This window comes from Enterobacter sp. T2, assembly GCF_010692925.1.
Taxonomy (GTDB): domain Bacteria; phylum Pseudomonadota; class Gammaproteobacteria; order Enterobacterales; family Enterobacteriaceae; genus Enterobacter; species Enterobacter kobei.
In genome coordinates this window covers 964,478-984,799 of record NZ_CP048736.1, presented here as the reverse complement: position 1 = coordinate 984,799, position 20,322 = coordinate 964,478, and the positions used below count along the sequence as shown (strand labels likewise).

Below are 20,322 nucleotides of genomic sequence, written 5' to 3'. Positions count from 1 at the left end.
ATTGCACGGTAGAGATTAGTAGTATAAATACCCATTACTTTCTTCATTCACTTCATGGATGCTTTTCGTTGAAACGTTGTCTGCTCTCTTTTGCCGCGCTGTGTGCGGTGAGCTTCTCCACCGTCCAGGCGGCCCAACCGCTGACGGCGCCCGTTTTGGCTTCAGACATTGCCGATCGCTACGCGAACCTGATCTATTACGGCAGCGGCGCAACCGGGATGGCAATGGTGGTTATTGATGGCAACCAGCGCGTATTCCGCAGCTTCGGTGAAACGCGCCCAGGCAATAACATTCACCCGCAGCTGGATTCCGTCGTTCGCATCGCGTCCTTAACCAAGCTAATGACCAGCGAAATGCTGGTGAAACTGCTCGACCAGGGCGTGGTGAAGCTCGACGATCCGCTCAGCAAATACGCCCCACCGGGTGCACGAGTGCCGACGTATCAGGGAACGCCCATTCGCCTTGTGAACCTCGCGACGCACACCAGCGCGCTACCGCGTGAGCAGCCTGGCGGGGCGGCGCACCGCGACGTGTTTGTCTGGCCCACCCGCGAGCAGCGCTGGAACTACCTGAGCACCGCCACGCTGAAGGCGGCCCCGGGTTCGCAGGCCTCTTACTCCAATCTGGCGTTCGACCTGCTGGCGGATGCCCTCTCAGCGGCTGCGGGCAAACCCTACACGCAGCTGTTTGAAGAGCAGATAACCCGTCCGCTGGGGATGAAAGACACCACCTTTACCCCTTCTCCGGACCAGTGCCGTCGCCTGATGGTGGCAGAGAAAGGTGCAAGCCCGTGTAACAACACGCTGGCGGCAGTGGGGAGCGGCGGGGTCTATTCCACCCCAGGCGACATGATGCGCTGGATGCAGCAGTTCCTCTCATCGGATTTCTACTCGCGCAGCAGCCAGGCCGACCGTATGCAGACCCTGATTTATCAGCGAACTCAGCTGCACCGTGTGGTCGGAATGGACGTACCGGGTAAAGCCGATGCGCTCGGCCTGGGCTGGGTCTATATGGCACCAAAAAATGGCCGTCCGGGTATTATTCAGAAAACCGGCGGCGGCGGCGGGTTCATTACCTATATGGCGATGATCCCGCAGTCCAACGTGGGCGCATTTGTGGTGGTCACCCGCTCCCCGCATACGCGTTTCGTTAATATGAGTGATGGCATTAATAACCTGGTGGCTGAACTGAGCGCCAATAAAGCCCAGGTGCTGACCGCGTCTAACTGATCTTAATATTCCGTGGGCAAGCGGTTGATGCTGACCAGCTTGCCCCGGCTCATATTAATGTAGTTTCCCTGCCGCAGCGCAGCGAGAACCTCTGCAACAACCGAGCGCGAAATACGGGTGCTTTGTTGAATATGATTCATCACACCAATTTTCGAGCGCAACGTTTCATCCCACTCCGCCATATTCAGCAACATGGCGCGGATCTGGTGATAAGAATTATTTCCCACCAGCTGCATATCGCGTTTCGCAAGAATGTAATTTATCCATGATAACCAGGTGAAGGCCTCTTTCCAGAGCGCATTCTGTTGTATGAGCTGACGGGTGGTTTCCGTGGACAAATAAAAACCCGTACAGGGTGTTTTGGCGATAACTTTGTATTCGTGACAGTGTTTAATCATCACGGTGGATAGCCCAAAAATAAATGGCGCTTTCGCGATCCCCAACAGCAATTCATCTGGATAACGATAGATTTCGATTATACCGGTCTGTAATACGACCGTGCGTGACTCATTGCACTCGTGAGAAGTAATGATTTGTTGTGGAGCACATTGAAACGTACTACTGGCTGCTATCAGACACTGTTCGAGCCGGCTTAATTCAGAAAGCGGTTTCGCATTAACGTTCATGCAGACCTCAAGACATCCGTATTGGTCGGTTCAATATTGTTTTTTGTTTTTATCGTAAAAAAGCGGGGGATATTCTCCCCCGCTTTCAGGTATTACCAGGTATATTTCACACCCAAATTGGCGCCCCAGTTCTGGTCAACGTCACCGCCGCCAAGATACGTGGCATCCGTGTACGCGCTGAAGTTCTTCGTGAAGCTGAACTGCGTACCCAGCCCTACACGCACCGCAGAGCCTTTAACGCCGTTGTCGATACTGTCGTCGTTGATATCCGCAGTGTTATCAGCATCATCATAGACATAGGCCAGCTTGAAGTAAGGCGTCAGCGCCTGCTCGCCACCGTAGTTGAAGGTATAACCCGCATCCAGGCCGAGTTCATAGCGCAGGCTATCGTAAGATTGCCCATCAACGCGCATGTCATTACTCAGGCGATAATCATCCCCGGACTGGAACAGACCGGATACCGCCGCGTAAGGGGTTACGTAGCCAGACAGGTTTGGTTTCCAGTCATAGCCCAGCTTCATGCCAAAGCCAACCGCATCGGTGGTCGTGTCACCGTCAACGTATTGACCGTTGCTCATGGTAGCTGAAAGGTCGTTGTTAAAGCGGGTGTAGCTCAGGGAGCTGTCGAGGAACATATCGTTCGCAAACTTCGCAGAGGCATAGATCATTGCCGTCTGGCTGTCCTGATCGACCTGACCGGTACGATCGCTGATATCCCCCTTCGCGAAGCCTGCTGCACCGCCGACGATCCACTTCGCATTGTTACCGTCAATCTGGGTGTCCAGACCGACCATAATGCCGCTCACGTCCTGATCGTAGCTGATAACGCCATTGTCACCGTCGTAGTTGCCACCGAAGTAGCTCACCCAGGCTCCGCCATTGTCCGCCAGGCCATGACGGCTGTTGGTCAGACGCGAACCGACGGTATCCTGCTGCAGATTCCAGATATTGGTATTGGCAGAAGGAATGCTCAGCGCCATGTTGGCGTAGTCGCTCAGCGCTTTCTGCTCAAGGACAACGGTATCACCCTGCTGCTGTGCCTGATAGGTGTAAGCCCCTAAATCCGCTTTGTTTGCGGCAGTTAAGTGGGCTGCGGTATCCGGATTGTTATCATAAACACGGACGATCTCTTTGTTTTTGTAATCAGCGACGGAGCCTGCGCCGGTCGCATCATCAATGCGCACTTTATAGTTACCGGCAACGTCACCGTTCACCGCCAGATGGCCGTCTGAGTTCAGTGCGACGACACCATAGTCGTAGTCCGCGCTGTAACGATCGTTAGTGATATAACGCGCGTTATTCAGATCGCTGTTCAGCACATAATCACGGCTGGCTACGTTCAGTACGCCACCGTCGGTCAGCACCATATTGTGCGTGTCGACCTGACCCAGACCCAGCGCCAGCTCGGCACCGTTATCGACGGTGATCGTATTCGCATACAGCGCGGCCGTCTCTTCGGTCAGAGCTGCACGGCTATCGCTGTCCAGATAGAGGCTGTCGGTCGCTACGCCGCCGCTGTCGCCAATATTCAGCGATGAAGCATTGGTTAGGGTAATGGAGTCCGCCAGCAGGCCAGCGTTTTCAACGTTGACCTGAGAGCGGTTATTCACCGCCAGCGCGTCGATGTTAGAGATCTTACGGGTATCCCACTCGGAACCGTTGTCCAGCGTTACGTTGAACAGGCCGCTCTGGTAAACCGCTTCGCCCGCTACGTGGCCGTTGCTGTCAAAGGTGGAGTCAGGCCAGATGCTATTAGGCGCCAGCGCATGCCAGTCAACGTTGCTGTAACCCAGACCGTACATCTGCGAAGTGCCAATGGCTTCAACGCTGGACTGCGCCGCACCGACCCACTTGCTGCCGTTGGTCAGCGTCACGTCCAGCCTGTCGGTGCCATCCCAGGCATTAGTGGTTGGGTTATAGACGCCATCATCGGTGGTATCGGTTGCCGGATCGCCATTTTCGTAGAAGTTGTTATCGAAGGTGCTGGCGAACAGGATGTCGCCGGTGACGGTAGAATGGTCGAACGTGGCGGTGGTCTGCATGGCGTTGTCAGATGCGCTGGCCGCAACGATCAGCGCCGCGTCATCCGCACCCGTGGCGTGGGTTTCACCGTAGTCGCTCGGCTTAGCCGTTTGACCGTAGAATCCGCTGGTACCCAGATCGCTGTAGGCGCCTGACGTCAGCACGGAGTCTTTAACCACCAGCGTATCGGTGAACACGTTTGCGCTGTTCGCCACGCCTTCAACGCCGTCATACGGAGTATTATCGAGCTCCTGATAGCCCTGCGTTAGCGTAATGCTCGTAAGCGTCGTTGATCGTGCTGTTATCGACAGTCAGGCTAAAACGATCGAACTGACTATGCGCGGTACCGTCGGCGTCTACGCCGTCGGCACAGTTTGCGGTCATACACTCAGAGGTAATCATACCGTTGATGGTGCTGTTAGAAATGCTGAGCGCATTAGAATGACCATTGATGCCGTCATCCAGATAATACGTCGAAATAACGCCATTCACCGTTGATTTATTGATCACCGGATAAATATCACCGTCATGGCTGGCATCAGTGTAATCCCAGTCAGCATAACCATAATACCACGGGGTTGAGGCGGCGTTATCATATCCAAATGTATTATACGTCGTACCGGAAATATCTTTCGCATTGGCCTGAGAAGCGATAGCCAGGGTACAGGCTAATGCAAGTTGAGATACAACCAGTTTCTTTTTCCATGTTTGCATTGGGTCATCCCTCCTCAGGGACGTAAGCAAGTTTGTCCGTCAAATCATTGTGCAATATTCAATTGCGGAGAGAATTATGCAGTTGCATTTAGAAAAGGTTCAATGAATGATTCCATTAAGTCCGCATACAGACAAAAAAACAGAAAAAAGGTCAACCACACAGCAGACAATCATTATAAATATTATAAAAACAGAAAGTTGAAAATTAATTTCATAACTCACATTAATATTATTAAAATAAATAGATCATTATTTTTTATATATTCCATCTGATATAGAAATCATACTAATCATTCCCCTTTTCCTGAAAAAACAGACCGCGCGAGTGTAGAGTGAAAAAAGGTTCTTCAGCCGTCAATTTGAGAAAAGAAAAAAGCCTACTTTCGTAAAACAACGGCCTTCACTTTGAGGTACACTAGGCCTCTTTGTTCCACAAACATCAGGCATCCCATGACCGATTTAATTGCACGTCCCCGCCGTCTGCGCAAGTCACCTGCACTGCGCGCTATGTTTGAAGAGACAACCCTGACCTTAAACGATCTGGTGTTGCCGATTTTTGTTGAAGAAGAGATCGATGACTACAAAGCCATCGAAGCCATGCCGGGCGTAATGCGCATTCCGGAAAAATATCTGGCGCGCGAGATCGAACGCATCGCCAACGCGGGGATCCGCTCGGTGATGACCTTTGGCATCTCCCATCATACCGACGCCACCGGCAGCGATGCGTGGAAAGAAGATGGCCTTGTCGCCCGTATGTCCCGCATCTGCAAAGAGACCGTGCCGGAAATGGTCGTCATGTCAGACACCTGCTTCTGCGAATACACCTCTCACGGCCACTGCGGCGTGCTGTGCGATCATGGCGTGGATAACGATGCCACCCTGCTGAATCTCGGCAAGCAGGCCGTGGTCGCGGCCGCTGCGGGTGCAGATTTCATCGCCCCCTCTGCCGCGATGGATGGACAGGTTCAGGCGATTCGTCAGGCGCTGGATGCGGCAGGCTTCACCGACACCGCCATCATGTCCTACTCCACCAAATTTGCCTCCTCCTTCTACGGCCCGTTCCGTGAAGCGGCTGGCACGGCGCTGAAGGGCGACCGTAAAACCTATCAGATGAACCCGCTGAACCGCCGGGAAGCGATTCGCGAATCCCTGCTGGATGAAGCTCAGGGCGCAGACTGCCTGATGGTCAAACCGGCTGGCGCGTATCTTGATATTCTGCGCGACATCCGCGAACGCACTGAACTGCCGCTGGGCGCTTACCAGGTGAGCGGCGAGTACGCGATGATCAAATTCGCCGCGCAGGCGGGAGCGATTGACGAAGAGAAAGTGATCCTCGAAAGCCTGGGTGCGATCAAACGTGCGGGCGCGGACCTGATCTTCAGCTACTTCGCGCTGGATCTGGCTGAGAAAAAAATCCTCCGCTAATCTTCACCAAACTGCAATACAACCGACATCTGCTCCTTCTACTGTCTTCGCAAGACGGCAGGAGGAGTAACCATGTTTAGCCTCGATAGCGTTCTCGACGATCTTTGGCCTCAGGCGAGGCCTGCACCCTGGCAAAAAAGTCTGTTAAAAAGACTGTTTTACGAAGATGAATTCCAGCAGTTTGCCGCCACGCACCGCCACCTCAAAGGACTGGACATGGTGGAGCAAGTTCTGGAGCACCTTGATATTCTCTGCACCGTTTCCGCCCGCGATCTCGAACAAATCCCCGAACATGGCCCGCTGGTCATTATTGCCAACCACCCGACGGGTACACTGGACGGGCTGGCGCTGTTGTACGCCGTCTCCCGCGTACGCCGTGACGTAAAAGTCGTGACCAACCGGATGCTGACCCACCTTGAGCCTCTCAGTTCACTCTTTATTCCGGTGGACAATATGGGGGGCAGGACGGCGAAATCCTCCCTGGTGCAGATGGAACAACATCTGCAAAATGCGGGCGTACTGATCTTCTTCCCGGCGGGAGAAGTTTCACGTCCGACGCGCAAAGGCATTCACGATAAAAAATGGCACCCGGGCTTTATCAAGCTCGCCAGCAAGCTGCGCGCGCCGCTGCTGCCGGTGCATATTCAGGCGCACAATAGTCTCCTCTTTTATGCCAGCACGCTGGTGTCGCCGACATTGTCGATGCTGCTGTTAATGCAGCAGATGTTCCGCCGCCGCCATAGCCAGCTGCCGATTAAAATCGGCCAGCAGATCGCCTGGCATCACTGGCACAGCGCCACCCTTTCGTCGCGTGAGATGGCCGAGCAGTGCCGTCAGCACGTGATGCGTCTTGGCAAGGGAATGCCTGGCGTCTTTAAAACCCAGTGCGCCATTGCTCGTCCAGAGGACCGGGCGACTCTGAAACGCGAGCTGGCGCAGGCCGAGTGTCTGGGCAAAACCGGCGACGGTAAGCTCATCTATCTGTGGCAGCGCAACGGCCAGGAAGAGGCTCCGCTGCTGCGCGAGCTGGGCCGCCTGCGCGAAATTGCGTTTCGTGCGGTGGAGGAAGGGAGCGGCAAGCGCCGGGACACCGACCGTTACGATGACGATTATCTGCACCTGATCCTGTGGGATGATGAGGATCTGGAGATCGTGGGGGCGTATCGCTTTATGCCCACCGCAAAGCAGGTTGCGCATCGGGGTCTGGAAGGGTTGTACAGCTACAGCCTGTTCCACTACGACGATAAAATGCAGGACGTGCTGGAGCACGGCATTGAACTGGGTCGCAGCTTTATTCAGCCGCGCTACTGGGGACGCCGCGGCCTGGATTATCTCTGGTCCGGGATTGGGGCTTATCTGGCACGTTATCCGCACTACCGTTATCTGTTTGGCCCGGTCTCGATCTCCGGAGGCTTACCGCCAGCGGCGCGGGATCTGCTGGTGGCATTTTACCGTCTGTGGTTCCCGGCAAGCCATCCGCTGGCCGCGTCGCGCCAGCCTTATCCTGCATCGTTACCGGACGTGCTGGCACAGTTTGGCGGCGTGGATTACGTGGACGATCTGACGAAGCTGAAATCCCTGCTCGGCAATCTGGGCTGCGGCATTCCGCCACTCTACAAGCAGTATTCCGAGCTGTGCGAACCGGGCGGCGTGCAGTTTATTGATTTTGGCAGCGACCCGGCGTTCAACAACTGCGTCGACGGGCTGGTGCTGGTGGATTTGTGCTACCTGAAGACGAACCGCTATCAGCGGTATATAGGGGTACACTCTTTGTAGGCCGGGTAAGCGCAGCGCCACCCGGCAAAAACGGTGCAAAATTGCCGGGTGGCGGCTACGCCTTACCCGACCTACAGGTACTACAGGATCAAGGGCGATAAAACGGCTTATCCCCCAAAATCGTCGCCCGCTGCATAATCCGACGCTGCGGCAGATAATCCGCATTGGCATAGTGCTGCGTCACGCGGTTATCCCAGATCGCGAGATCGTTCTCCTGCCAGCGCCAGCGCACCTGAAACTCCGGTTTGGTGATATGCGCAAACAGGAAGCGTAGCAGCGCCTCGCTCTCTTTTTCCGTCACGTCCACAATGCGCGTGGTAAACCCTTCGTTCACGAATAACGCCTGCTTGCCCGTGACCGGATGGGTACGCACCACCGGGTGCAGCAGCGGAGGATGTTTTGCAACCGCATCCAGCCAGCGCTGATGCTCCTCTTCGCTTTTACGGTACTTGTATTCCTGGAACGATTTTTTGAAATCGTGCTCCGCCCGCAGACCACTCAGCAGCGTCCGGAACGGTGCGGACAGCGCCTCGAAAGCCGCAATGCCGCTCGCCCACAGCGTATCGCCTCCGGTCTCCGGCAGCAATTTTGCCGCGAGGATCGCCCCTGCGGGCGGCGTCTCGATAAAGGTCACATCGGTGTGCCAGTTGTCATTATCCGGCGGATTATCGTTATGGGTATCCAGGACGATAATCTCCTCCACCCCTTCCGCATGCGGATAGACCGGATGGATATGCAGATCGCCAAAGCGTAGCGCCAGCGCGCGCTGCTGCTGCGGGGTGATCGCCTGCTCGCGCAAGAACACCACCTGATGGCGCAGCACCGCGTGATACAGCTGCTCGAACTGGTTATCGCTCAGCGGACGGGTTACATCCAGGCCCGACACCTGCGCGCCAATATACGGCCCCAGCGGGATAATGGTCAGACGTTCACTCATTGTATTTCTCCATGCCAGGGCGTCAGACGACGCTGTAGAGCGCGCAGCCCCAGCTCTAATCCGAAGGCGATCGCGGCAATGACCGCGATCCCAGCCAGCACCACGTCAGTCGCCAGGAACTCTCCCGCCGACTGCACCATAAACCCTAATCCCCGCGTGGCGGCGATCAGCTCTGCCGCCACCAGCGTGGACCACCCCACGCCGAGGCCGATGCGCAGCCCGGTTAAGATCTCCGGCAGCGCGCCCGGTAAAATCACGAACAGCAGCACCTGTGTCCGGCTGGCGCCCAGCGACTGCGCCGCGCGGATCCGCACCTGCTGGGCACTTTTGACGCCCGCCAGCGCCGACATCGCAACCGGGGCGAAAATCGCCAGATAGATCAGCAGGATTTTTGACGTTTCACCGATGCCAAACCAAATTACCATCAGCGGCAGATAGGCCAGCGGCGGCACCGGGCGGTAAAGCTCAATCAGCGGATCGAGGATGCCGCGCACCGTCGGGCTTAAGCCCATCGCGATGCCAACCGGAATGCCGATCATCACCGCAGCCAGCAGCGCCACCAGAATGCGCGTCAGGCTTGCGCCCAGATGCTGCCAGAGCGTGGCATCCATAAACCCCTGCGGCCCGGCGATGGCAATAAGTTTGGCCAGCACCTGTCCCGGCGGCGGCAGAAACAGCGGGCTGATCCACTGCAGTGCCGCCACCAGCCACCACACCGCCAGTAACACCAGCAGCGTCCCGACGCTCAACGTGAGCTGGCGGGAGAACGGCCAGCGCAGCGCCTGACGCGTGCGGCGCGTTTTTTCACTGAAGACGATGCTCATGAGAAAGCCTCCCGTTGGTCAAACACGCGGCTTAGGATGTACTCACGCTGGTCGATAAACTGCGGATCGGATTTGATGCTGCGCACGGGTTCTCCGGCGACATAACGGCGCGCGAACTCGAGCGGCAAGCGTTCCACCACGCGCCCCGGCCCCGGCGATAACAGCACCAGCTCGGTCGCCATAAACACCGCTTCTTCGATGTCGTGGGTGATCAACAGGACCTGCTTGCCCGTCTCATGCCAGAGACGCAACAGCAGGGTTTGCATCTGCTCGCGGGTGAAGGCGTCCAGCGCGCCGAACGGCTCGTCCAGCAGCAACAGCTGCGGGTTTGCCGCCAGCGCACGGGCAATGCCGACACGCTGGCGCTGACCGCCGGAAAGCTGCCAGATAAAGCGTTTTTCCGCCCCTTCGAGACCCACTTTTTTCAGCATCTGCCGTGCCGTTTCCAGCCGCTGTTCGCGGTTCACCCCCGCAAGCTGTAGCCCAAATGCCACGTTTTCCTGCACGTTGCGCCAGGGGAGCAAACCTTCATTCTGGAAAACCACGCCGCGCTCGGCGCCGGGGCCTTCCACCTTTTTGCCTTCCAGTTGGATGGTGCCACGCTGATAAGGGACAAAACCGGCAATCAGATTCAGTAGCGTAGTTTTCCCACACCCGGAGGGGCCCAGCACCACCAGCAGTTCACCGCTGGCCAGCGTCAGGTTGATCTCCTCCAGCGCAGGTTTGCCGCCGTAATCGGCATACAGGTTCGTTATGCTCAGCATGGCGGACTCCTTATTTCACAAAGCGGTCGGTGACGTACTGGCTGTAATCCGCCGCTACCGCGGGCACTTTGCCCTGCGCTTTCAGGAAGGTGGCGGTATCGACAATCGCTTTGTTCACCGGCCCGGTCAGCTGCTGCACCTGCTGCGCAGGGGTCAGGTAGGTATTGCCTTTCACCAGCCCCGGCACGTCCGCTTCCGGCACGCCGCTCAGTCGGGCGAGTTTTTCCAGATTGGCGGTCTGCTTCAGCCATTCATCGGGATTACTGATATAAGGCTGTTGGGCGTCGAGGGCGCTTTTGGCAAAGGCTTTCACCACCTCGGGATGTTTCTCAGCAAAGTCTTTGCGCACGACCCACACGTCGAGCGTCGGCGCGCCCCACTGGCCCACCTTTTCGGAGTCGGTCAGCACGGAGCCATCTTTTTCCAGCTCGTTCACGGCTGGGGCCCAGACATAGGCTCCGTCAATATCCCCACGCTGCCAGGCCGCAATTATCGCGGGTGGCTGGAGATTAAGAATCTGAACCTGCCCCGGCTTGATGCCCCAGTGTTTGAGCGCCGCCAGCAGGCTGTAGTGGGTGGTAGAGATAAACGGCACGGCGATGCGCTTGCCGATCAGGTCTTCCGGTTTGGTGATGTTTTTCTTCACCACCAGCGCTTCAGAGTTACCGAGCTGCGAGGCGAGCAGGAACACCTCAATCGGCACCTGCTGGCTGGCCGCGACCGCCAGCGGGCTGGATCCGATATTGCCGATCTGCACGTCGCCGGAGGCTAACGCACGCACGACGGACGCCCCACTGTCGAACTTGCGCCAGTCGACGTTCGCGCCGCTCGCTTTGGCGAAGGTGTTATCCGCCTGCGCAACTTTCGCCGGTTCCGCAGAGGTTTGATACGCGACGGTGACGTCTACCGCCTGCGCCTGAAAGGCCCACAGCGCCAGCGCGCCGAGAAGTGTGATTCGCGATGAAATTGCCATAGTATCTGCTCCCCTTGTTGTTATGAGGGCAGTATTTCCGGCGCGGGAATTTTGATAAAGGAATTAAAACGCATCGCTCATAACGATTCGTTTTTAGATAAAAAGTGGGAAAGGATAGTCAGTATTGTGCGGTTGGTTTGTGCCGGGTGGCGCTACGCTTACCCGGCCTACAAATTGTGCGATCCGTAGGTCGGGTAAGGCGTAGCCGCCACCCGGCAGAGAAGTCAGCGCTTTGCGTTTAGCTCAGCAATATCCTTCGGTGTGGTGCGACAGCATCCACCGATTAATTTCGCTCCAGCCGCCAGCCACTGTGGCAAATAGCCCGCCAGCGTCTCGCACGCTTCGCCGTGGTGGTGCCAGGTTTTGGTCACCGCATCATAGTGCTCGCCCGAGTTCGGGTAGACCACCAGCGGCAGCGCCGTCAGGCTTTGCAGATGTTTCAACGCCGCGGTGGTGTTTTCCAGGGCGATGCAGTTGATACCCAGCGCGACAATGTGCGGGGAGTTTGCCAGCACGTCGACCACCTCACGCAGCGGCGTGCCGTCGCTCAGGTGCTCGCTATCACGCAGGGTAAACGAGAACCACGCCCGGGCGCGAGGATACTCCGCCAGAAGCGCCGCCAGCGCCTTAATTTCCCCAAACGAAGGCAGCGTTTCGCAGGCCAGCAGGTCTGCCCCCGCATCCAGCAGCGCTTCCACGCGCGGGCGGTGGAAGGCGGTAAACGCCTCGGCGCTGCGCACGTAGTCGCCGCGATATTCCGAACCATCCGCCAGATACGCGCCGTACGGCCCCACGGAGCCTGCCACCAGCAGCGTACCTGCGTGCGGGTTTTCAGCCAGATACGCTTCGCGCGCCTTACGCGCCAGTTCCACGCTTTTGCCAATCAACGCCCGGGACTGTGCCTCGTCCAGCCCGCGTGCCGCGAAGCCCGCGGGCGTGGCCTGGTAGCTGGCAGTGATCGCCACCTGCGCCCCTGCTCGGTAATAATCAAGATGCACTTCGCGGATAAGTTCCGGGTTTTCTACCAGCACTTTGGCAGACCAGAGGCTGTCTGCAAGGTTACACCCGCGCGCTTCCAGCTCCGTTGCCATCGCCCCATCCAGCACCACAAACGGCTGTTTTTCGAGAAGGGCGGTAAGCGGATTATTCTGCGACATGTTCAGGCTCCTGCGATGTCATATTTCGGGTCAGGTAGTACGCACCATAACACAGGGCGACAAACGGAAGCCCGCAATAAAGGGCAATACGCTGGCTCGGGTCAAACCACAGGCCGACACAGGCAACCACGCAGAGAATAAAACCGAGTACCGGCACCAGCGGATACCACGGTGCGCGATACTGCAACGCAGAGAGCGGCTGGCCGGACTGCAGATGTCGGCGACGGAAAACGAAGTGCGACGCGCAGATGCTGATCCAGACCGCCACCACCGCAAAGCCGGAAATGGCCGAGAGCGCGACAAACACCGTGTCCGGGGCGATAACGCTTGAGAACAGCGCCAGCACGCCACCGAGCATGGAAACCGAAAGCGCCGTCAACGGCACGCCATTTTTGTTCACCCGGGCAAAGCAGCGCGGCAGCGTTTTCTCGTTGGAGAGCGACCACAGCATGCGCCCGGAGGCGTACAGCCCGGAGTTGGCCGCCGAGAGGATCGCCGTCAGGATCACGAAGTTAAAGATATCTGCCGCGTAAGGAATACCGACCTTCTCAAACACCAGCACGAACGGACTCTTTTCCACGCCCGCCTGCTGCATCGGGATCAGCGCCGCCAGTACAAACACGGTGCCGATAAAGAAGATAATCAGCCGCGCGATGGTGGTGCGGATTGCGACCGGAATGACCTTGTGCGGGTTTTGGGTTTCGCCCGCCGCGATACCAATAAGTTCGGTGCCGGAGAAGGCAAAGTTCACCGCCACCATGGTCATCAGGATCGGCAGGCCGCCGTGCGGGAACCAGCCCTCAGCGGTAATGTTGCTTAACCCCGGCGCAGGAGAACCGTCCTGCATCGGGATAAAGCCAAAGACCGCCGCCCCGCCGAGGATAATAAAGGCGATGATGGTGATAACTTTCACCAGCGAGAACCAGAATTCGCCTTCAGCAAAGAAGCGCGTGGAGATGACGTTAAGGGCAAAAATCACCACGCAGAAGACCACGCACCACGTCCAGACGGGCACCTGCGGGAACCAGTACTGCATGCAGAACCCGGCGGCGGTAAAGCTCGACCCGAGCGCCACCGTCCAGGTGAGCCAGTAGAGCCACGCCACGGTGTAGCCCGTCGCCGGGCCAAGATAACGGGCGGCATAGACGTGGAACGCGCCGGTTTCCGGCATCGCCACGGAAAGCTCACCAAGACACTGCATCACCAGCCAGACCACCAGCGCGCCAATCAGGTATGCCAGCAGCGTGCCCGCCGCCCCGGTCGTGGAAATGATATAGCCCGTATTAAAAAATAACCCAGTCCCAATCACGCCGCCCAGCGAGAGCATAATCAGGTGGCGTGTTTTCATGGTGCGCTTCAGCTGCCCATTTTCTTGTTGTGTTTGCATATTACCTTCTATACGTATGGACATCTAAACATCCAAAGAAGGTGTTATACCGCGATTGTTAATAAAAAGCTAGATGACCAGACGCAAACGAGCGCGCCGCGCACTGAGTCTGGGGTGGGATGTCAGGATGACATAGAGAAAAGGACGCCAGGCCATAAGCACCTCCGCAAGCTGATATGTATATCATGGTGCGGGAAGAGACGATCTTCGGTCAGTCGAAAGTGGGATCCGTGAAGAGTGGATTCATACCGCAACACTGTCCACAGAACAGGTAAGGCGCAAAGGTTGGTAATTCTCACAATCAGTTCTATAGTCGAACAGTTTCTTAGTAACCAGGAATGACTGATGCGCTTTAACGGACTGACCAAAGGTTTCTTTATTTTCATCCTCGCCCTTGTGACCTGGGCCTTCTTCGACGTGCTGTCGCCCTACTTCTCCGCAATACTGTGGGCCGCTATTCTGACCGTGATTTTTAACCCGGTAAAAAACAAGCTGCGCACCGCGCTGGGGGATCGCAACGGGCTGGCCTCGCTGCTGACCATCGGCATTATCTGCCTGATCGTCTTTATTCCGCTGATGGTGATCCTCTCCTCACTCGCCATTGAGCTGAACGTGGTGTACACGAAGCTTCAGGAGAACAACACGCAGTTTCCGGAAGTGGTGGCGAGCATCTTTAACCACCTGCCGGACTGGGCCAGCGGCTTCCTCGCGGATCACAACCTGAACAACGCGGCGCAGATCCAGAAAAAACTCTCCGATGTTGCGCTGCAGGGCGGGCAGTATCTGGCGGGTAGCGCGTTTCTGATCGGCAAAGGTACGTTTGGCTTTGCGATTAGCTTCGGCATCATGCTTTATCTGCTGTTCTTCCTGCTGAAAGACGGACCGTATCTGGTGCGCCAGATCCTCGACTCCCTGCCCCTGTCTGATTTCGCCAAACAACACCTGTTCGCTAAATTTGTCGGCGTATCGCGTGCCACGGTAAAAGGCACGGCGGCGGTGGCGGTGGTCCAGGGCGTACTCGGCGGAATTGCGTTTGCCATTGTGGGCCTCGACGGCAGCGTCCTCTGGGGCGCGCTGATGGCTTTCCTCTCGCTGGTACCTGCCATCGGTTCGGCGATTGTCTGGGTCCCTGCCGCCATCTTCCTGTTCGCCACGCACCAGATCTGGCAGGGGCTGTTCATTGTCGGCTTCTTTGTGATTGTCGTCGGACTGGTGGACAACATCCTGCGACCGCTGCTGGTGGGTAAAGACACCAAAATGCCGGACTATCTGATACTGATCTCCACCCTCGGCGGCATGGAGCTGTACGGCATTAATGGCTTTGTCATTGGGCCGCTGATTGCCGCGCTGTTTATCGCCTGCTGGAACCTCTTCTCCGGCCGCGACCACGAAGGAAATGCTGAAGAGCTGGATGCTGATTTCATTGAAGAGGGAAAAAACCCTCCAGATTTGTAAGGATGTGACGATATAGACCCCACCAGGCGGCACTGTGCCGCCTTTTTTTCGCCTTAAATCAGCCGTTTTCTATAATCTGAAGAACGCCATCCTCTTCAAGTTGTAAAAGGATCACCAGGTGCGAATCGCGACAATTACTAACTGGGCCTATGGTGCCACGGTCTGCCTGACCATTGCGTCCGGCATTATCATGCTGCTGGCTTCCGGCGCCGACACCGCCGAGCGTCAGGCCATTGAACAGCGTCAACGTTTTGATGAGCTGACGGAAAATATTGAAACTGATGCCTGGGTACAGTCCGATTTAGCGCGCCTGTACGTCGTCAAAAAAGATCCTCAAATTCTCAAAGAGTATAACCAGTCAGAGAATAGCCTGAAGCACATCGAGCTGAAGCTGGAAAAACTGCAGGACGCTGGCGCATCGGATGACGAGCTTGCCCTGCTGCATGAAGGCTTAAAGATCGTTGATGAGCTGCAGGACGAACAGCAAATGGCCCTGGCGAACACGGCGCGGGGTGAAGACGCTCAGGCCATCGCCCTGCTCTATGGTGCCTCTTATGAGCAAGAGCTTGAGCGCGCCCAGAACCAGATCGATCACTTTCGCCAGATACTCGACAAACGTGTAATCACGTCCGTACGGGAGGCGACAAAAAAATCGAAAGCGCTGCGAACGGCCTCTGAGTTGATGGTTGGCCTCACCGCCCTGCTGTTCCTGTTTGTGCTTGGCTTTATATTAAAACGCCGCGTGCTGCGTCCGGTCGTGCGCCTGAGCGACGTGGTGCACCGCCTGGCATCACAGGACTACGCGGTGGAAACGCCCAACTTCAACCAGATTGATGAGATCGGCGATATGGCGCAGGCCATCCGCATCTTCCGTGAAAACGGCCTTGCGCGCCAGCGTCTGGAAAAAGAGCGCGATGCCGACTGGGCCATCCGCGAGCTGCTGGCGCGCATGACCCAGAGGCTGCAGGGATGTGAGAACGTTAACGATGTGATTAACGTGGCGGAGTTGTTTGCGCCCAATATTGCACCGGGGATCCCTGGCCGACTCTACGTTCTCGACCGGGATCCGTGGCAGATGCGCTGCGTCGCGCAATGGCTTGCGCCGGTGGGTGACGAGACAACGTTCCACCCTGACGAGTGCTGGGCCGTGCGTCGTGGTCAGAGCCATCCGCCGGTCAACGGTGAGCCGGATATCGCCTGCTATCACCTGCAGGAAGAGACGGCGAACAGCGCGCTGTGCGTGCCGCTTATCGCCCAGGGGGAGGCCATTGGCTTGCTCTCTTTCCAGAACATCAACGCGGACAATGCCCCTTCCCGCCCGTATCTTGAACTGATGGCTGAGGCGCTCGGACTGGCGCTGGCGAACCAACGTCTGCGCGACGCGTTACTGGAAAAAGCCCTGTTTGACCCGCTCACCGGCCTGCGTAATCGCCATCATCTGGAAGACACCCTGCACACCCAGATGGCACAAGCCATGCGTAACGATGAACCGGTTAGCTGCCTGATGATCGACATCGATCACTTCAAGAGCATTAATGACCGTTTCGGCCATGAGGCCGGAGACCTGGTCATTAAAAGCGTGGCGCTGATTGTTCAGCGGGCCGGGCATGACAGCGGGCTGGCCTTTCGCTTCGGGGGGGAAGAGTTTCTGGTACTGCTTCCCGGCGCCGGAGAAGCAGAAGCGCATGCCTGTGCGCAGAAGATTTATGACGGTGTGCGTGAGCTGTCGCTTCGTTATGGCCTCTCAGAGATTGGGCCGGTGGATGTCTCGATTGGTATTGCCAGCTATCCAGAGCATGCCCAGAGCGACAACCTGCTGCGCGCCGCGGATGTCGCCTTATACCGGGCGAAAGAGCTGGGCCGGGCGCGGATTGTGAGTTTTGGGATGCTGGAAGCGGGTTAAGGTTAGACTCTTATTCATGACGCATGATGTTCATGTCATTGTTCTGACGCCAGAAGATCAATCATGGCCCGTGTGGCTGCTGACTGGCGTCGATGGGGCGCGTAGATGAGCGAGAAAGGTCGCGATCGTCCACGAAGTTGCGGAAGTATCTCAACTAACTGGCCGCGCTGTATCTTCTCGCGGACAATGAATTCGTAGCTCTGACAGACCCCTATTCCATGTTCAGCCAGCGAAACCACGCCAAGGACATCATCTGAAATCTCGATGGTTGAATCTGGCTGCCAGTCAACATCCCGCTCATCCACGCGAAATACCCAGGGCGCAATACGGCCGGTACGCGGCATAATAAAAGGCAGGCACATATGCTGCCGCAGTTCATCGAGCGTCTGCGGCATTCCCATGCGATGAAGGTAAGCGGGTGAAGCAACCAACAGCAGTGCCGCATCCTGCAATTTACGCGCGACGAATCCACTGTCAGGCATTTGACCCAGGCGAATAGCCAGGTCGAATCCCTCAGCGATCAGGTCGACATTGCGATTGGTAATGTTCAGCTCCACCTGAACGCGCGGAAACTGTTGGGAAAAGCGGGCCAGCAAGGGCGGCAGACAATAATGCCCATAGGTGGTCGGGACGCTGATCCGTACCCGGCCAGTCAGATCCCCCTCCTGCCCCCGGCCATCGCGTTCGGCGTCATCAAGCAGGGAAAAAGCAGAACGCGCCTGCTCAAGATAAATCCGTCCGGCTTCCGTTAGCCCCACACGACGTGTGGTGCGTTGCAATAGCTGTCGTCCAAGACGCACTTCAAGACGGGAGACCGCACGACTCAACACTGAGGGCGTGGTTGAAAGGGCGACCGCTGCAGCGGTAAAGGAGCCATGTTCAACAACAGTAATGAAGACCTCAACATCGCCGAGATAATCGAATTTTCTGCTCATTTTGCTCTTTCAGGAAAAAATGTTTTTCATTTTAGCTAATTTATCTCCGTTTGAGCGATGAGTAAAGTAGCCGCACATGTTACCAAAAGGCAAAAACGATGGATCTTCAACTCAACGGTAAGACAGCACTTGTTACAGGGGCCACCGCAGGCATTGGGCTGGCTATCGCCAGTACTCTTGCGCGCGAAGGTGTTGCCGTCACGATTACCGGACGCGATCGGGAAAAACTGCACAATGCGGTAGCGAAAATTGCTCAGGCAGCTCCCCAGGCCCGGGTATCAGCCATTGTCGCCGATCTGGCGAACGCTGAAGGTGCAGAAGCGCTGATTAAGGCCTGTACGGATACCGATATTCTTATCAATAACCTGGGTTTTTATGAAGCCACCCCTTTCGCTGATATCACCGACGAGGAATGGCTACGCATGTTCAACATTAACGTGATGTCAGGCGTTCGTCTTTCACGGCATTACTTCCCACGCATGCTAGCACGCAACTGGGGCCGGGTGATTTTTATGTCCAGCGAAGTTGGCGCTTTCACTCCGCCAGACATGGTGCATTACGGCGTCAGCAAATCAGCTCAACTCGCCGTATCGCGAGGAATGGCAGAGCTGACGAAGGGTACCGGCGTAACGGTCAACAGCGTACTGCCATCGGCAACCCGCTCTGACGGAATCATTGATTACCTGCGCCAGACAGCGCCTGAACCTGGCATGACAGACCAGCAGATTGAAGCGCATTTCTTCCAGACCTACCGCCCCAGTTCCCTGATCGCGCGAATGATCGAGGCTGACGAGATAGCCGCTATGGTCGCGCTACTGGCAAGCCCACTCGGCGCGGCATCAAACGGGGCTGCGGTACGCGTCGAAGGCGGAACGTTCCGCTCCATTCTTTGATACCGCATTAAGAAACCGCGTCTTACTCACATCACCGGAGCATGTATGTCCTACCGTATCGGTACTTTCCCCGCCATTGCAATGGCGGCATTGTTCTCTTTCGCAAGCTGCGCCAGCGCGGCGGATCAGATGCCTCTTGAGCGCTGGCGCAGCTACTCAGGCGTAAGCTGGGATAAACCTGAAAACGTGCAAATGCCAGCCGTGTTTTCCGGGTCGGTGAATGCCCCCTTAGCAGGCATTCACTTTGATGCAAAGGGCCGGGCCTTTGTCAGTACGCCCCGACTGATTTCAGCCAGCGCCCCCGCCACGTTGAATATTCTCGACACCGATCCTCAGTCCGGACCCGCGCGCCTGACAGCATTTCCGTCCCGCGAGCGTAATGCGGTTGATTCCGCTCCCGATCAGAACCTGCGCAACGTGCTCGGCTTTTATGTTGATCGTAAAAACGGCTGGTTATGGGCGCTGGATATGGGGTTCATCGCGGGAGAAACGGAATCCCCTTCAGGCTCGCAGAAATTGGTCGTACTGGATCTCGACTCGGGCCGAACGGTTAAACGTATCCCCCTGGACGGCGTGGCCGACCGTAAGGCAAGTTTCCTTAATGATGTCGTTGTCGATGAGAATCATCGTATCGCATACATTTCCGACAGCGGGTCGCGCAGTGCGCCTGAAAACCGTGTCGGCCTGATCGTCGTGGATTTCGCCACCGGCACAGCCCGACGCGTGCTGAATAGTCACCCTGCCCTGCAGATTGAACCGGGGGTAAACGTCATTTCCCATGGCGCGGAGGTATGGCCAGGTAAACCGCTATTGATTGGTATCAACGGCATTGCGCTGTCTCCCGATGCAGAAACATTGTACTGGACGGTGACGACGGGAACACATGCATACGCGGTGCCCACTGCCGTGCTGAAGCAACATGATTCAACTGATGCGCAGATTGCCGCTCAAATTCAGAATCTGGGCACGGTGGGAGGTAATACTGACGGTTTGGTGACCGATGCAAAAGGCTACCTCTATATTACAGATGTCACCCATAACGGCATTGTCAGATATGATCCGAAGACCCGTAAAATGTTACTTATTGCTGCAAATGAAGCCATAAAGTGGCCAGACACACCGGCTATTCACCCGGACGGTGACCTGATCTTCACATCAAGTAGCCTTAATGACCACTTCGCTGGAATGGTCAAACCAGGCCATGAACGGTACGATCTGTGGCGCTTGCGACAGGACACGAACCCGCCGATGAACACTCGCTAATATGGCTGCGCCACCCCATGGGTGGCGCTTTTTTAGCTG

Annotated in this window: 16 protein-coding genes and 1 pseudogene; 7 read left to right on the top strand and 10 right to left on the bottom strand. The window is 56.7% G+C overall.

Annotated elements, in window-relative coordinates; all coding sequences use genetic code 11:
- Positions 1-68: 68 nt before the first annotated feature.
- Positions 69-1,229, top strand: coding sequence for a D-alanyl-D-alanine-carboxypeptidase/endopeptidase AmpH (gene ampH, locus G0034_RS04615; RefSeq protein WP_045269296.1), 1,161 nt, complete (start codon positions 69-71; stop codon positions 1,227-1,229).
- Between the two features lie 2 nt (positions 1,230-1,231).
- Here ampH and G0034_RS04610 read toward each other — a convergent pair whose 3' ends face one another.
- The 3 genes and pseudogenes from G0034_RS04610 to G0034_RS23590 all read right to left on the bottom strand — a co-directional run.
- A complete protein-coding gene (locus G0034_RS04610) occupies positions 1,232-1,855 on the bottom strand; it encodes a helix-turn-helix domain-containing protein (RefSeq protein WP_023332210.1) in 624 nt (207 codons plus the stop codon).
- 92 nt (positions 1,856-1,947) lie between these two features.
- Positions 1,948-3,222 carry an autotransporter outer membrane beta-barrel domain-containing protein gene (locus G0034_RS23595; RefSeq protein ID WP_502706669.1) on the bottom strand — a complete coding sequence of 425 codons (1,275 nt, stop codon included), beginning with the start codon at positions 3,220-3,222 and terminating at the stop codon, positions 1,948-1,950.
- Positions 3,223-3,552: 330 nt separating this feature from the next.
- A pseudogene (locus G0034_RS23590) lies at positions 3,553-4,591 on the bottom strand (autotransporter YaiT-related protein); the annotation flags it as partial.
- Between the two features lie 450 nt (positions 4,592-5,041).
- Between G0034_RS23590 and hemB the strand changes: the two are divergent.
- The gene (hemB, locus tag G0034_RS04600) at positions 5,042-6,016 is read left to right on the top strand and encodes a porphobilinogen synthase (protein ID WP_008503294.1); all 975 of its coding nucleotides are present in this window, start codon (positions 5,042-5,044) and stop codon (positions 6,014-6,016) included.
- Positions 6,017-6,088: 72 nt separating this feature from the next.
- Positions 6,089-7,792, top strand: a complete 1,704-nt coding sequence (olsF, locus tag G0034_RS04595) for a bifunctional ornithine lipid synthase OlsF (RefSeq protein WP_088126504.1) — start codon at positions 6,089-6,091, stop codon at positions 7,790-7,792.
- Between the two features lie 88 nt (positions 7,793-7,880).
- Here the strand turns inward: olsF and tauD are convergent, their stop codons facing one another.
- The 6 genes from tauD to mmuP all read right to left on the bottom strand — a co-directional run bounded on the left by tauD (position 7,881) and on the right by mmuP (position 13,834).
- Positions 7,881-8,729: a taurine dioxygenase gene (gene tauD / locus G0034_RS04590; RefSeq protein ID WP_045134705.1), complete on the bottom strand. Its 849-nt coding sequence runs from the start codon at positions 8,727-8,729 to the stop codon at positions 7,881-7,883.
- Complete coding sequence (gene tauC, locus G0034_RS04585) at positions 8,726-9,553, bottom strand: taurine ABC transporter permease TauC (RefSeq protein ID WP_014882718.1); 828 nt, start codon at positions 9,551-9,553, stop codon at positions 8,726-8,728. Before tauC ends, tauD begins: the two co-directional genes overlap by 4 nt.
- Entirely contained in the window at positions 9,550-10,317 is a 768-nt protein-coding gene (tauB, locus tag G0034_RS04580; protein WP_014882717.1) for a taurine ABC transporter ATP-binding subunit, read from the bottom strand. Before tauB ends, tauC begins: the two co-directional genes overlap by 4 nt.
- Positions 10,318-10,327: 10 nt before the next feature.
- Entirely contained in the window at positions 10,328-11,290 is a 963-nt protein-coding gene (tauA, locus tag G0034_RS04575) for a taurine ABC transporter substrate-binding protein (RefSeq protein WP_179120554.1), read from the bottom strand.
- Between the two features lie 224 nt (positions 11,291-11,514).
- Entirely contained in the window at positions 11,515-12,447 is a 933-nt protein-coding gene (gene mmuM / locus G0034_RS04570; protein ID WP_032637374.1) for a homocysteine S-methyltransferase, read from the bottom strand.
- Positions 12,434-13,834 carry an S-methylmethionine permease gene (gene mmuP, locus G0034_RS04565; RefSeq protein ID WP_179120553.1) on the bottom strand — a complete coding sequence of 467 codons (1,401 nt, stop codon included), beginning with the start codon at positions 13,832-13,834 and terminating at the stop codon, positions 12,434-12,436. The genes mmuM and mmuP overlap by 14 nt, the downstream gene beginning before the upstream one ends.
- A gap of 345 nt (positions 13,835-14,179) precedes the next feature.
- Between mmuP and G0034_RS04560 the strand changes: the two genes are divergently transcribed.
- Together G0034_RS04560 and G0034_RS04555 are read left to right on the top strand one after the other, a co-directional pair.
- The gene (locus G0034_RS04560; RefSeq protein WP_179120552.1) at positions 14,180-15,289 is read left to right on the top strand and encodes an AI-2E family transporter; all 1,110 of its coding nucleotides are present in this window, start codon (positions 14,180-14,182) and stop codon (positions 15,287-15,289) included.
- A 118-nt stretch (positions 15,290-15,407) separates the two neighbouring features.
- Complete coding sequence (locus G0034_RS04555) at positions 15,408-17,192, top strand: diguanylate cyclase (protein WP_047343963.1); 1,785 nt, start codon at positions 15,408-15,410, stop codon at positions 17,190-17,192.
- A gap of 35 nt (positions 17,193-17,227) precedes the next feature.
- Here G0034_RS04555 and G0034_RS04550 read toward each other — a convergent pair whose 3' ends face one another.
- Positions 17,228-18,127 (bottom strand): LysR family transcriptional regulator, encoded by a 900-nt coding sequence (locus G0034_RS04550; RefSeq protein WP_032637378.1) that lies wholly within the window; start codon positions 18,125-18,127, stop codon positions 17,228-17,230.
- A 98-nt stretch (positions 18,128-18,225) separates the two neighbouring features.
- Between G0034_RS04550 and G0034_RS04545 the strand changes: the two genes are divergently transcribed.
- Together G0034_RS04545 and G0034_RS04540 are read left to right on the top strand one after the other, a co-directional pair.
- On the top strand, positions 18,226-19,020 hold the full coding sequence (locus tag G0034_RS04545) for an SDR family NAD(P)-dependent oxidoreductase (RefSeq protein WP_023332201.1): 795 nt from the start codon (positions 18,226-18,228) through the stop codon (positions 19,018-19,020).
- Between the two features lie 45 nt (positions 19,021-19,065).
- Entirely contained in the window at positions 19,066-20,283 is a 1,218-nt protein-coding gene (locus G0034_RS04540) for an L-dopachrome tautomerase-related protein (RefSeq protein ID WP_179120551.1), read from the top strand.
- Positions 20,284-20,322: the final 39 nt, after the last annotated feature.